Here is a 14,276-nt window from a genome sequence, read left to right on the forward strand (position 1 = left end):
AAAATCCCCTTATTAGAAATGATTTAAAATCCTATTTAGGGTTATTATATTCAAATGATGGTTTTATTTAGCGTAGTGTTACTAAAAAGTTAACTGATCTTTGTTAAAACGAGCCAAAAGCGTTACTGATAGATACGATTCAAACGAGTGAAACGATTTTAAAAAGCATTCCAAACTCTCAAAAATAGACAAAGCCACGGCTTTAAATAAGAAAGACCCTAAAAGAGAAATGGGGCTTTTGATTTTCCATTCTCAAAACCCTAAATACCCTCTCGTTTTTTGTCCGTTACTGGTTTATGGGTGTTTTAACATATAAAATTCCAACGCTTTTTCAAAGAGGAGCGAGCGATTAGGAAAACCTTTCTCTTTCATGTATTCATCCACTTTAGCCATAAAACTGGGCGAAAGTAAAACGCTGTGATTGATTCTTCGCTCTTTACTTGTTTTTTCTTCATATTCTATCTCTTCTATTTCAGCTAACAAACTCGGCGAAAGCGAAATGTTAAAACTGCTCCTTCGTTCGCTGCTCACTTTTATTTCTGCTTCTAGCTCGGCTAATTCGGTTAGCAACCTTTTGCGTTTGGCTTGTAAAGCCTGAATGGTTGTGTGTGCTTTATGGTGTTCCATTATTGTTCCTTTAAAATATCTTTATTTTTCGCATTCTACTATAAAATAGGATTTTGTGAGTAAATTCATTAAGAATGAAAATTGGAATTTTTCTTTAGAATTTAACTGGATATTTGATTTTAATTTTAATCCAATTCCTTAAGGTGCTTTAACAATTCTTCTTCATTCAAAACGCTCACGCCATGTTTTTTTGCTAGAGCGAGTTTTGAGCCGGGGTTTTCTCCAGCGATTAAAAAATCGGTTTTAGCGCTCACGCTTGAAGAAATTTTTGCCCCTAAATTTTCTAACATTTGAGCGTATTCTTGCCGTGGTTTAGAAAGCGTGCCGGTTAAAACAATCGTTTTATCACTGAAAACGGAAGAGCTTTCCTGCTTTTCTTTAATATCGCTATTTTTAGGGTTTAATAAATCAAATAACGATTGGATAAACTCTTGATTGCTCGCATAAAAATTGACTAAAGAACGCGCCATTTCCACCCCAAAGCCCTCCATTTCTAAAAACTCAGCTTCGCTTTTTTCTAACACATTTAAGCCGTATTTGGCCAACGTTTTACTCGCTCCCTTACCGATATGTTCAATCCCTAAAGCGTTGATCAAACGCCATAAAGGGGGGTTTTTGCTCTTTTGAATAGCGTCTAATAAATTTTGAGCTTTTTTGATTTTGAATTTGTCTAATTGCATTAAATCTTCTAATTTTAAAGCATACAAATCCAGGGCGTTAACAATGAGTTTTTCTTCAAAAAGCTGCTCTATGACTTTATCGCCTAAGCCTTGAATGTTTAAAGCGTCTTTAGAAGCGAAATGAATCAAGCTTTCTTTCAATCTCGCCGGGCAATTAAGGTTTTGGCAATAAGTAAAAATCTCTTCGCATAAGAGTTCATGCGAGCATATAGGGCAAACTTTGGGGCGCATGATTTTTTGTTGCGAGCCATCTCTGTAAGATTCTAAAGGCTTGATGATTTTAGGGATCACATCGCCGCTTCTAATGACGACGACCCTATCGTTGAGCATGATATTCTTTTTTTCAATTTCAGAATAATTGTGCAAGGTTGCTTTGGTAATCATAGCCCCAGCAATTTCCACAGGCTCTAAAAGAGCGACCGGGGTTATCGCCCCGCTGCGCCCCACTTGGTTGATGACTCCTATGATTTTGGTGTGTTTTTCTAGAGCCGGGAATTTATAAGCGCAAGCGAATTTAGGGGATTTTTGCGTGTAACCTAACTCCTTTTGGGTATTCAATTCATTCACAACGATCACCATGCCGTCTAAAAGGGCGAAAAAGCCCTCTCTTTCTCTAATTAGGGTGTGGTAATTTTCTTCTATTTCTTGGTGGTTTTTGTTTAGGCTTAAGTATTGAATAGCGCTAAACCCTAACGAAACAATAAAATCCAAACATTCCTTAAAGCTTAAAAAATTTAAAGAATGTTTGCCCACGCCCCAAGGAATGAATTGCAATTTACGCTTTTTAGTGATTTCACTATCAAGTTGCCTCAAACTCCCTGATGCGGCATTTCTAGGGTTAGCGAATAGAGATTCATTAGCGTTTAAGCGCTCTTTGTTTAAAGCGTCAAAATCCTCTTTAGAAATGATCACTTCGCCCCTGATTTCTATTTCTCCATTATAAGCGATAGAATGGGGGATATTAGCGATGTGTTTGGCGTTGTGGGTAACAAGCTCTCCTTCTAAGCCATTACCCCTAGTGGTTGCCTTCACTAGCTTGCCATGTTGATACAAAAGATTGAGCGAAACCCCATCAAGTTTGGGCGAGCACACGAACGAAGCGTTAGGATAAACTTTTAAAATGCGTTGCAACCACGCTTGCAATTCACTTTGATTGAACACATCATCTAAGCTCCACATCCGCATTAAATGGGGGTTTTTATTGAACGAATTGGTGGCAGTGGCCCCCACTTTTTGGGTAGGGGAATTGGCTTGAATGCTATTAGGGTTTTTTTCTTCATAAGCTTTTAATTCTTGGTAAAGTTCATCATAGATCGCATCGCTTACGATTGACTCATCAAGGTTGTAATAATGGTGCGATAGGGTGTTTAAGTATTCAATTCTTTCTAAATATTCTTTTTGGCTTTTTATCATTTTTGTAAAAACCTTTTAAACTAAATTAGGGTAGTATTATAACATTTAATCTTTGATAGGGCTTTAGGGGAAAATAGGTGGTAAGAGATATTGACAAAACGACTTCGTTGCACTTAAACAACGAAGCGCAATTTCTGTGCTTTAGATTAGATGCAGAAAAAGACGCCCAACTTTATGGCATGAATATTTTTAAGATCCGAGAAATTATCCATTATGACGGGGAGGTTACAGAGATTCTTGGGGGGAGCGATGGCGTGATGCTCGGGTTTCTTAGCGTTAGGGGTGAATCCATTCCTTTGGTGGATGTGAAAAGGTGGTTGCATTATAACGCTAATGATCCGAGCCGCAATTTAACAGAATGCAGCGTTAAAGATGACCATAATTTAGTGATCGTGTGCCATTTTTCTAACCATTCCATCGCTCTAAAAGTTTTAAAAATTGAAAGGATCATTCATAAAAATTGGACTGAGATTAACGCCGGGGACAAACAAGGCATTAATGAAGAGGGTAAGCTTAGCGCTATCACTCGTTTTGATGAAGAACGAGTGGTGCAGATCTTAGATGTGGAAAAGATGATTAGCGATGTTTTCCCTAGCTTGAAAGATTTAGACGATTTGACTTTGCGTTGCATAGAAGCCATTCAAAGCCAAAAACTCATTTTAATCGCTGAAGACTCTCTAAGCGCTCTTAAAACCCTAGAAAAAATCGTTCAAACTTTAGAATTGCGTTATTTAGCCTTTCCAAACGGGAGAGAATTGTTGGATTATTTGTATGAAAAAGAACATTACCAACAAGTCGGCGTGGTCATTACGGATTTAGAAATGCCTGTTATTTCAGGGTTTGAAGTGCTAAAAACCATTAAAGCTGATCATAGAACTGAGCATCTTCCTGTGATTATCAATTCGTCCATGAGCAGCGATTCTAACCGCCAATTAGCCCAATCTTTAGAAGCGGATGGTTTTGTGGTAAAATCTAACATTCTTGAAATCCATGAAATGCTTAGAAAAACGCTTTCATAAATTTAATTTTTGTTTTAATTTAAAGGGATAAAACATGCGAAGTCATTTTTGCACAGAAATTAGTGAAAAAGATGTGGGTAAAATCATCAAAGTGGCCGGGTGGTGTAACACTTATAGAGACCATGGAGGCGTGGTTTTTATTGATTTAAGGGATAAAAGCGGTTTGGTGCAACTCGTCTGTGATCCTAGCTCTAAGGCTTATGAAAAGGCTTTAGAAGTCAGGAGTGAATTTGTGCTAGTGGCTAAAGGAAGAGTGCGTTTGAGAGGCGCTGGGTTAGAAAACCCCAAACTAAAGACCGGAAAAATTGAAATCGTTTTAGAAGAATTAGTCATTGAAAATAAAAGCGCTACCCCGCCAATTGAAATTGGTAATAAAAATGTGAATGAAGATTTGCGCTTGAAATACCGCTATTTGGATTTACGCTCTTTGAGCGCTTATGAAATCTTTAAATTGCGCAGCGAAGTGGCTTTAATTGCTCGTAACACTCTAGCTCAAAAAGGCTTTTTAGAGATTGAAACCCCCATTTTGTCTAAAACCACGCCTGAGGGGGCTAGGGATTATTTAGTGCCAAGCAGGGTGCATGAGGGCGAATTTTTTGCCCTTCCTCAAAGCCCGCAATTATTCAAACAGCTTTTAATGGTGGGGGGGATGGACAGGTATTTTCAAATCGCTCGTTGCTTTAGAGATGAAGATTTGAGAGCGGACAGGCAGCCAGAATTCACGCAAATTGATGCAGAAATGAGTTTTTGCGATGAAAATGATGTGATGGGCGTGGTAGAAGATTTGTTGCAAGAGGTTTTTAAAGCGATTGGGCATACTATCCCTACACCTTTTAAACGCATGCCTTATAAGGAAGCGATGGAAAATTACGGGAGCGATAAGCCGGATTTACGCTTTGGATTGCCTTTAATAGAAGTGGGGGATTGTTTTATGGACAGCTCCAACGCTATTTTTTCTAATATCGCACAAGATTCTAAAAACAAACGCATCAAAGCTTTAAATGTCAAGGGGGCTGATGCAACTTTTAGCCGTAGCGTTTTAAAGGAATTAGAAGAATTTGTGCGCCAGTTTGGGGCTCAAGGCTTGGCGTATTTGCAGATTAAAGAAGATGAAATTAAAGGGCCTTTAGTTAAATTTTTAAGCGAAAAGGGGCTTAAGAATATTTTAGAAAGGACTAACGCGCAAGTAGGGGATATTGTCTTTTTTGGTGCGGGGGATAAAAAAATCGTGTTAGATTACATGGGGCGCTTGCGCTTAAAGGTGGCTGAAATGCTTGATCTGATTGATAAAAATGCCTTGAATTTCTTATGGGTAGTCAATTTCCCCATGTTTGAAAAAACCGAAAACGGCTATCACGCTGCACACCACCCCTTTACGATGCCTAAAAACATAGAATGCGAAAACATAGAAGAAATTGAAGCGTATGCGTATGATGTGGTGCTTAATGGCGTGGAGCTTGGTGGGGGGAGCATTAGGATTCATAAAGAAGACATGCAAAAAAAAGTCTTTGAAAGGATCAATATTGATGAAGATGAAGCGCAAAAGAAATTTGGCTTTTTACTAGAAGCGCTAAAATTTGGCGCTCCTCCTCATGGGGGCTTTGCGATAGGTTTTGACAGATTAATCATGCTAATGACTCAATCTCATAGCATTAGAGATGTGATCGCTTTCCCTAAAACGCAAAAAGCTTCATGTTTATTGACTGACGCTCCTAGCCCCATTAGCGAAGAGCAACTAAGAGAATTGCACATTCGCTTAAGAAAATAAGTTTAAAGGATATGATGTGAAACAACTATTTTTGATTATTGGAGCCCCAGGGAGTGGTAAAACCACGGATGCAGAATGGATCGCTAAAAACAACAGTGCAACAATCGCTCATTTTTCAACTGGGGATTTATTGAGAGCTGAGAGCGCTAAAAAGACCGATCGGGGCTTATTGATTGAGAAATTCACCTCTCAAGGCGAATTAGTGCCTTTAGAAATTGTGGTAGAAACAATCCTTTCAGCGATTAAAAGCTCTGAAAAAGGGGTCATTTTAATTGATGGCTATCCTAGAAGCGTGGAGCAAATGCAAGCTTTAGACAAGGAATTGAACGCTCAAAATGAAGTGGTTTTAAAAAGCGTGATTGAAGTAGAAGTGAGTGAAAAAACCGCTAAAGAAAGGGTTTTAGGGCGCTCTAGGGGGGCTGATGATAATGAAAGGGTGTTTCATAACCGCATGCGGGTGTTTTTAGATCCGTTGGTTGAAATCCAAAATTTCTACAAGGCTAAACGTTTGCATAAAATCATTAATGGCGAAAGAAGCATTGAAGAAATCGTGCATGAAATGCAAGAGTATATTTTGTCTTTTAGGAATTAAATGCGACTAAAGAATGAGCTGTGATTTCTGTCTATATCATTTCTTTAAAAGAAAGTAAAAGGCGTTTAGACACTGAAAAACTCGTTTTAGAGTCTAATGAAAAATTTAAAGGCCGTTGTGTTTTTCAAATCTTTGATGCCATTAGCCCTAAACACCAGGATTTTGAAAAACTTATTCAAGAGCTTTATGGCGCCCCGAGTTTATTGCAATCTGATTGGTATCATTCTTATGTGGGCGCTGGTTTGACTTTGCCTGAATTAGGGTGCTATTTGAGCCATTATCTTTTATGGAAAGAATGCGTCAAATTAAACCAACCGGTCGTTATTTTAGAAGATGATGTAACACTAGAGTCTAACTTTATTCAAGCCTTAGAAGATTGTTTGAAAAGCCCTTTTGATTTTGTCAGGTTTTATGGGTGTTATTGGTATTACCACGAGACAAAATTCCATGTTTTACCTAAAGAGTTTGTCTTCGCTCCTTGTGATGATTCTTCAAAAAGCCGCTTTTTTTTAGGAAAATTTAAAAAATTTTTTAATGTTTCTAGATTTTTAAATCTTTCTACTCATAAAGTTATGCACTATATCCTAAAAAAAATACAAAAAAAGTATTACGAAACGCATGAAAAAGAAGCCTTTTTTTTAGAGCATTTCTACCTCACTAGCGTGTATGTGGCTTCCACAGCCGGCTATTACTTAACCCCTAAAAGCGCTAAAACTTTTACAGAAGCAACGGAGCGTTTTAAAATCATAGAGCCGGTGGATATGTTTATGGATAATTCTTCTTATCATGATGTGATGAATCTGACTTATGTGCCTTGCCCTGTTTCTTTGAATGAGCATTCTTTAGACAGCACAATCCAAAAGCCTAAAAAAGAGAGTTTGAAATCCTACCCGCTTCCGCCTAAAAAATCAATTTTTAAAAATCTTTTCTACTATAGCCTTAACGCTAAAAAACGCTTAAAAGCCTTTAATCAATACAGCAAACAATACGCTCCTTTAAAAACCCCTAAAGAAGTTTAAAAAGAACGGGCTTTATGCTAGAATCAATGCAAATATTTAGGAGTTTATTTGACACAAGTTTATATCATTTCTTTAAAAGAAAGTAAAAGGCGTTTAGACACTGAAAAACTCGTTTTAGAGTCCAATGAAAAATTTAAAGGCCGTTGTGTTTTTCAAATCTTTGATGCCATTAGCCCTAAACACCAGGATTTTGAAAAATTACTTAAAGAGTTTTATGACGCCCCGAGTTTGTTAAAATCTGATTGGTTCCATTCTGATTATTGTTATAAGGAATTATTACCCCAGGAATTTGGGTGCTATTTGAGCCATTATTTTTTATGGAAAGAATGCGTCAAATTAAACCAACCGGTCATTATTTTAGAAGATGATGTAACGCTAGAATCTAACTTCATTCAAGCCTTAGAAGATTGTTTAAAAAGCCCTTTTGATTTTGTGAGACTCTATGGGCATTATTGGGGAGGCCATAAAACCAATTTGTGTGCATTGCCTGTATATACTGAAGAGATCGAAGAGGTTAAGAATACTGAAACACCTATTGAAGAAACGCCCATTGAAAATAATGAAGTTACCCCCCCCCCCCCCCCTACTTCCACACACACACAACAAGACCCTATTATTGAAACGCAACAAGAATCATCTGATCCTTGCATAGCACCCCCAAAAATATCTTTTAATAAAAGGGTTTTTAGAAAAATTAAAAGAAAACTCAACCGCTTCATTGGAAGTATTTTAGTCCGGACAGAAGTGTATAGGAGTATCGTAGCAAAATACGATGAACTCAATAAGAATATTGCAGTAAAATACGATGATCTCACAGGAAAATACGATGATCTCAATAAGAATATTGCGGAAAAATACGATGATCTCACCAAAAAATACGAATCCTTATTGGCAAAAGAAACAAACATTAAAGAGACCTTTTGGGAATCTCGTGCTGATAGTGAAAAAGAAGCCTTGTTTTTAGAGCATTTCTACCTCACCAGCGTGTATGTGGCCACTACGGCAGGCTACTATCTCACGCCTAAAGGCGCTAAAACTTTTATAGAAGCCACGGAGCGTTTTAAAATTATAGAGCCGGTGGATATGTTTATGAACAACCCAACTTACCATGATATTGCGAATTTCACCTATTTGCCTTGCCCTGTTTCTTTAAGCAAGCATTGTTATGTTAGTACCATTCAAAATGTGAAAAAGATTGACTTTTCATTAAAACCCCCTAAAAAATCTTATTATGATAACCTTTTTTATCATAAGTTTAATGCAAGGAAATGTTTAAAAGCGTTTTACAAATACACCAAACAATACGCTCCTTTAAAAACCCCTAAAGAGGTTTAAAAAGAACGGGCTTTATGCTAGAATAAGTCTTTTTACTAACTTATTTAAAGGAGATTGCAATGAATTTAGACAAACTGGAAGTAAGCCATGACGCTAACGCTTTGCTCGTGGTGATTGAAATATCCAAGCATTCTAATATCAAGTATGAATTGGATAAAGACAGCGGGGCTTTAATGGTGGATAGGGTGCTTTATGGGGCGCAAAATTACCCTGCAAATTATGGCTTTGTGCCTAGCACTTTGGGGGCTGATGGCGATCCTGTAGATGTGCTGGTTTTAAGCGATGTGGCTTTCCAAGCCGGGAGCGTGGTGAAAGCGCGCTTGATTGGGGTTTTGAACATGGAAGATGAAAGCGGGATGGATGAAAAACTAATCGCTCTGCCGGTGGATAAGGTTGATCCCACGCATTCCTATGTCAAAGATATTGATGATTTATCCAAACACACTTTAGATAAAATCAAACATTTTTTTGAAACTTACAAGGATTTAGAGCCTAACAAATGGGTGAAAGTCAAGGGGTTTGAAAACAAAGAGAGCGCGATTAAGGTTTTAGAAAAAGCCATAAAAGCCTATCAAGGCTAAAGATTTTAAAGGGTTTGGCTTAAAATGAAGCCATAAAGCCCTTTTTAACGCTCTTTTAAAAGGCTTTATTCTCATTGAGCGTTGGTATAAAATTGCTTTAGGGTAATTTAAAGCGGGTTTTTGCATCAATTCCAAGAAAAACAACACCAAAACCTACAATTTAACGATTTTAACCCCACTACCGCCTAAATTAATAGGAGCGTCGCTAAAGCTTGCCACTTTAGGGTGGTTTTTTAAAAATTCTTTCACAAACTTTTCCAAAATCCCGCTCCCTTTGCCATGACAAATCAGCACTTCTTCAAAGCCTCCTAAAAGCGCGTTGTTTAAAAAAGCGTCTAATAGATCCAAAGCTTCTTCGCTGCGTTGCCCTCTCAAATCAAGGCACAAGCTCGCTTCTTTAGGTTTAGGAATGATGGTTTTAGGGGGTTTGAATTTGTTTTTAGGGGGTTTTTGGATTTTTTTCAACAAACTCCCATGCACTTTCAAACGCATGCCAAGCTCGGTTTCTATCAAATAATAGCCCTTATCCAAAATCTGAGCGATCAGCACGCTTTCATTTTTATAACGCGCCTTTTCGTTAGCCTGAAAGCTTGTTGTGGTTTGTGGGGTTTCATGGCTATTTTTATGTTTGTTTAAAATCTCGCTCGCTTTATGGATTTCTTTATGCATAGAGCTGGTGTCTTTTGAAGCGACTTCGCTTTTTAGCGCATTCAAGGCTTGTTGGTAGGATTTTTCCAATTCCAATTTTTTATTGTGAAAGATTTCTTTTTGTTTTTCTGTTTCCAAAAGCCATGCGTTTTTTAACTCTTCTTGTTCTTTTAAAGCGTTCTCTAAACGCTCATTTTTTTGTTTCAATTCCCTTTCTAGCGCGCTGGAATTTTCAATCAAAACATTCAATTTTTCCTTATCTTCGCCATAAAACGCTTTCGCTTTTTCAATCAAAAACCGTGGCACGCCATAACGCAAAGCGGTTTCAAACGCATAACTTTTGCCAACAACGCCTTTTAAAAAAGTGTAAGTGGGCCGTTCTTTTTCTTCATCATAAAGAGCGGCTAGTAATTCCACTTCTTGGTTTTCTGCCATTAACACGCTTAAGCGTTTGTGGTGTGTGGTGATAATGATTTGATTGTTTTGTTTGAGCAATTTCTCTAACAAGGTTTTATACAAACTGCTCGCTTCATCAGCGTCAGTCCCTAACTCAATTTCATCAACGCCTAAAAGCATGTTTTCTTTGGATAAAAGAGCGCTAAATTGCTTCATTCTGCCTGCAAAAGTAGAGATATTGTTCGCGCTGTTTTGGGGGTCGTTGATAATGGCGTGGATTTCTTTGAAATAAGGGATAACCGAATGATGAGCATTGATTTTCATAGGAATGAGGTGCTTGCTTAAAAAAGCCGCGCTTAAAAGCGATTTTAAGAGCATGGTTTTCCCGCCCGCATTCACGCCAGTAACAGCGAGCATGGATTTTTCAAACTTCAAATTTAAAGGCTTTGGATCTTTTAAAATGGGGTGCGAAAAGTTTTCTAAAACCATTTTTTTTTGCGTAAAACTTGGCATGACAAATTCTAAATTGTAGGCTTTAGCGAAATTGAGCCGTGCTTGCAAGCTGTCTAAAAAGTCAAATTCTTTGAAAAGGAATTTTAAAAATAAAAGGTGTTTTTGCAAGCTATGGCTTAAAGTTTGACACATTTCACTAATACAGCAATCTATTTCATTGTCAATTTGCACGATTTTTTGCGCGATTTTTTGCGCACTTTCTGGCAAAAGATAAAAATAGCCATTAGCGCTCCTTTCTAGCACAACGCCTTTAATCGCGCTAGAGAACCCGCTTTTTAACAAAAGGCATTCATAGCCATGCTTAAAATGGCTTTGAGTATCCACTAAATAAGGGGCAAGCTCTTTAGAATGCGCGTAATTACGAATGATTTTAGCGCCCTCTTTTTTGAGGCGGCTCAAACTCTCATTTAAAGCGTCTAGGGTGGCGTTAGCCCCTTGTTTGATTTTCCCTTCATCATCAAATAAAGGGATTAAATCCTTAAAAAATAAAGGCAACACAATAGCATTAAGGCGTTCATAAAATTTTAAATGCGTGAAATTTTTAAAAGCGTTTTGCAAAATGACAATGTAGTGCAATCGTTTGACAATCTCATAAATTTCATCTAAATGGAGCGTTCCTAATTTGGTGAGCTTGATAAGAATAAGATCGCTTTCTTTCACGCTTTTAGGGGCGATCAAACCGATTGCATCCACTTCATTCAAGTAAGTGAAAGCCTGTTTAAGATCGTTTTCTAAAGCAATAGAACCTCTTTCTTTTGCAAAAAAGGTTTTAAAAAGAGCGATAAACTCTTTTAAATCCAGGCTTTCTTCTAGGGGTTTTGGCGGAGTATTATTCATTGTTATTATTCATCATTAGGGTTGGATTAAGGGATCTTTTTGAAGCGTTTGACAAGAGTCTAAATCCACGAGAACATCTTTCATGGGGGTTTGTTTTTTGCCTAAAAAGCTCAAAGTCCCGCTCACTAAATTAAAGGTTTGGTTATTCACTTTAATGCCTTTACACAACAAGGTTTCCCCCCTTAAAAACGCTCTTTGCAAAGCGATTTCTTGTTGGTTTTGTTGGTTTTGTTGATAAGTATAAACGCTGATGCTCGCTCCTATAATCCCTACGATTAAAAAAGCTAAAATCTTTTGTTTGGGGCTAACTAAACCAAAATCCCTTAAAACTAAAAACAATAAAACCAGCGTTAAAAATAAAACAACCGCTGCACCCATTATATTTCGCCTCTCAATTGATAGGTAATATCCCCCGCTCCAAAACCTATCACAAAGCCTTTTTCAATCGTTTCTACCACATTATCATTGACTAAGAGCTCTAAAAAATCCCCTTTTTTACGCACCCTGTCTATAAAGGTGGGGTTATAATGCTTAAAATGGGCTTTCAAATCAATGTCTCTTTTGACTTCACTCGCGCTATAAACGGGTAAAATGATCAATCTGTCGCAATGCTCTAAAAAACATTTTTTAAACTCTTCTAAATTGTCCATTAAGCGGGAGTATTTGTGCGCTTGCCAGATCACAATAATCTTTTCTTGCGTGTTCAATAAGTTAGCATAAATCCTAGCGCTTTTTAAAGTGGCGCTGATTTCAGTGGGGTGGTGGGCGTAATCATCAATGAGGATGAGTGCGTTTTTTTGCAAAATATCAAAGCGTTTTTTAATGCCTTTGAAATTCAATAAATTATTTCTAATTTCTTCTAAACTTAATTCATCTAAAGCGCTTAAAATGGCCAAACTCGCATTCGTAGCGTTATGTTCGCCTAACCCCCACACCAAAAAAGCCCCCAAGTCTTTCAATTCAAATGAAGTGTAAGGCTCGCCGTCTTTTAAAATGTATTGGATATTATAAATGTCTTTTTTTTCTAAAACAATGGCGTCTTTAGAATAGTTTTTTAAAAAAGGATCTTCCTTATAGATCACTCTTTTTTGAGCATGGTCTAAAAAATATTCATAAGCAAAGAAAAAACGCTCTAAATCGTGATCATAATGTTCCAAATGTTCTGGCTCGGTGTTAGGCACAATCGCAGCATAAGGGTTGGAAAATAAAAAACTTGAATCGCTTTCATCCGCTTCAAAAACCAAGCTAGCATTCGCACTCTCTCGCACATTGGAATCAAACTCTTTAGAATGCGCCCCAATAATCGCTCCAAAAGCGGGGCAAATCGCACTCAACATGGCCGTGATACTGCTCTTTCCATGAGCCCCACACACGCTAAAAACGCGCTTGTCTTTAAGGATAGAATACAAAGCGTCTTTGCGAGACAAAATAGGGATTTCTAATTCATTAGCCCTTTGTATTTCGGTATTGTCTTCTTTAATAATGGCTGAATGGATAATGACATCTTGATCTTTAATCGCCTTTGGATCATGCGGGATATTAATTTCTACGCCTAAAGCTTTCAAATACTTGACGCTAGGGCTTATGGCAATATCAGAGCCGCTGATTGTAGCCCCTTGCGCTTTAAGGTATTTGGCTAAGCCTGAAATGCCAATCCCCCCTATACCGATAAAATGGATCTTGCAATCTTGCAGGTTTTTGAGTAAAACTTTTGGGGTTTCAAGCATGATTTTCTCGGTAAGTTTCAATGATTTCTAAAGGCTTTTCTAAAAGGGGGGTGTCATAGACAAGGGCTAAACGCACGCAGTCAGCGCCGATACGATTACGCCCTAAATACAAAGCCGGTAAAGTAATAATGCCTTCGTTTTGATAAAGCGTTTTGGCAAAATTTTCGCCGTTTTGAACGGGCAGATACGCATAAAAACTATAAGGATAAATGAGCGTATTTTTAAAGATTTTTCGCGCCAATTTCAAATTATTCGCATAAATATTGCGGAAAAATTCTGCATGTTCATCATCTAGCCAAGCGATTTCACTAGCCTTTTGGATCGCATTAGCGCTCGTATAGCCTAAATAGGTGCGAAACGCTTTGTATTTTTCTAAAAGGCTGCTGTCCCCAGCGATAAAACCACTCCTTAGCCCTGGAGCGCTAGAGCGTTTGGAGAGCGAATGGATCACCAAAACATTTTTAAACGCTCCATTACCAACCAGCATGCAAGCTTCTAAAAGCGAAGGGGGAGGCGTATTTTCATAAATTTCACTATAGCATTCATCATTAATTAAAATAAAATCATGTTTTAAAGCGAGTTTGACCCAAATAATCAGCTCTTCTAAAGAAAGGGTTCTTCCGGTGGGGTTGTTAGGGGAATTTAAGATCACTAAATCCACTTCTTGCAACTCTTTTTCATTCAAGCTTGGCGTGAAATCATTTTCTTTAGTTAAGGGCATTAAAAGGCTTTTAGCTCTAGCGAATTGGGCTGATCCTTCATAGATTTGATAAAAGGGGTTAGGGTAGGCGATGGTGGGGTTTTGATAATCAAATAAAACAAAACTAGGGAAATTGAACAACACTTCCCTAGATCCTAGCGTGGAAACTAATTCGTTTTCTTTCAATTCTATCTTGAAACGGCGTTTAAAAAAACCTCTTTGAGCCTCTCTCAAACCCTCTTCAAACGCGCTTTTAGGGTAGATATTGAGCGAATGAGCATGCTGTTTGAGAGCGTCTTGAATGAATTTAGGCGTTTCAAATTGCGGCTCGCCGATGCCTAAATCTAGCCCCTTTTTTTAGGGGTGATCTCTTTAAACAAGGCTCTTAATCGTTCAAAAGGATAAGGCTCAAAAGTCATAG

Annotated in this window: 11 protein-coding genes and 1 pseudogene; 6 read left to right on the plus strand and 6 right to left on the minus strand. The window is 37.8% G+C overall.

Annotated features, from left to right (window positions below; genetic code table 11):
* Positions 1–294: 294 nt before the first annotated feature.
* Positions 295–627 (minus strand): hypothetical protein, encoded by a 333-nt coding sequence (locus QT74_RS05860; RefSeq protein WP_000399920.1) that lies wholly within the window; start codon positions 625–627, stop codon positions 295–297.
* 125 nt (positions 628–752) lie between these two features.
* A complete protein-coding gene (gene ligA / locus QT74_RS05865; RefSeq protein WP_033765356.1) occupies positions 753–2,720 on the minus strand; it encodes an NAD-dependent DNA ligase LigA in 1,968 nt (655 codons plus the stop codon).
* Between the two features lie 77 nt (positions 2,721–2,797).
* Here ligA and QT74_RS05870 point away from each other — a divergent pair, with 77 nt between their 5' ends.
* The 6 genes from QT74_RS05870 to ppa are packed head-to-tail and all read left to right on the plus strand — an operon-like array spanning position 2,798 to position 9,034.
* On the plus strand, positions 2,798–3,739 hold the full coding sequence (locus QT74_RS05870; RefSeq protein ID WP_033765358.1) for a chemotaxis protein: 942 nt from the start codon (positions 2,798–2,800) through the stop codon (positions 3,737–3,739).
* Between the two features lie 34 nt (positions 3,740–3,773).
* Complete coding sequence (gene aspS, locus QT74_RS05875; RefSeq protein ID WP_033765359.1) at positions 3,774–5,507, plus strand: aspartate--tRNA ligase; 1,734 nt, start codon at positions 3,774–3,776, stop codon at positions 5,505–5,507.
* A gap of 16 nt (positions 5,508–5,523) precedes the next feature.
* On the plus strand, positions 5,524–6,099 hold the full coding sequence (locus QT74_RS05880) for an adenylate kinase (RefSeq protein WP_033765362.1): 576 nt from the start codon (positions 5,524–5,526) through the stop codon (positions 6,097–6,099).
* A gap of 20 nt (positions 6,100–6,119) precedes the next feature.
* Positions 6,120–7,118, plus strand: a complete 999-nt coding sequence (locus tag QT74_RS05885; RefSeq protein WP_033765364.1) for a glycosyltransferase family 25 protein — start codon at positions 6,120–6,122, stop codon at positions 7,116–7,118.
* Positions 7,119–7,166: 48 nt separating this feature from the next.
* Positions 7,167–8,453: a glycosyltransferase family 25 protein gene (locus tag QT74_RS05890; RefSeq protein WP_033765366.1), complete on the plus strand. Its 1,287-nt coding sequence runs from the start codon at positions 7,167–7,169 to the stop codon at positions 8,451–8,453.
* 59 nt (positions 8,454–8,512) lie between these two features.
* Positions 8,513–9,034 (plus strand): inorganic diphosphatase, encoded by a 522-nt coding sequence (ppa, locus tag QT74_RS05895; RefSeq protein WP_033765368.1) that lies wholly within the window; start codon positions 8,513–8,515, stop codon positions 9,032–9,034.
* A gap of 153 nt (positions 9,035–9,187) precedes the next feature.
* Here ppa and QT74_RS05905 read toward each other — a convergent pair whose 3' ends face one another.
* The 4 genes and pseudogenes from QT74_RS05905 to QT74_RS05920 all read right to left on the minus strand — a co-directional run bounded on the left by QT74_RS05905 (position 9,188) and on the right by QT74_RS05920 (position 14,274).
* Positions 9,188–11,428, minus strand: coding sequence for an endonuclease MutS2 (locus QT74_RS05905; protein ID WP_033765370.1), 2,241 nt, complete (start codon positions 11,426–11,428; stop codon positions 9,188–9,190).
* Between the two features lie 15 nt (positions 11,429–11,443).
* Positions 11,444–11,806 carry a hypothetical protein gene (locus tag QT74_RS05910; RefSeq protein WP_033765372.1) on the minus strand — a complete coding sequence of 121 codons (363 nt, stop codon included), beginning with the start codon at positions 11,804–11,806 and terminating at the stop codon, positions 11,444–11,446.
* Entirely contained in the window at positions 11,806–13,155 is a 1,350-nt protein-coding gene (murC, locus tag QT74_RS05915; RefSeq protein ID WP_033765374.1) for a UDP-N-acetylmuramate--L-alanine ligase, read from the minus strand. The genes QT74_RS05910 and murC overlap by 1 nt, the downstream gene beginning before the upstream one ends.
* Positions 13,148–14,274: pseudogene (locus tag QT74_RS05920) on the minus strand (succinyldiaminopimelate transaminase). Before QT74_RS05920 ends, murC begins: the two are co-directional and overlap by 8 nt.
* Positions 14,275–14,276: the final 2 nt, after the last annotated feature.

Origin of the sequence: Helicobacter pylori SA213A (assembly GCF_000476275.1) — a bacterium.
Taxonomy (GTDB): Bacteria; Campylobacterota; Campylobacteria; order Campylobacterales; family Helicobacteraceae; genus Helicobacter; species Helicobacter pylori_CL.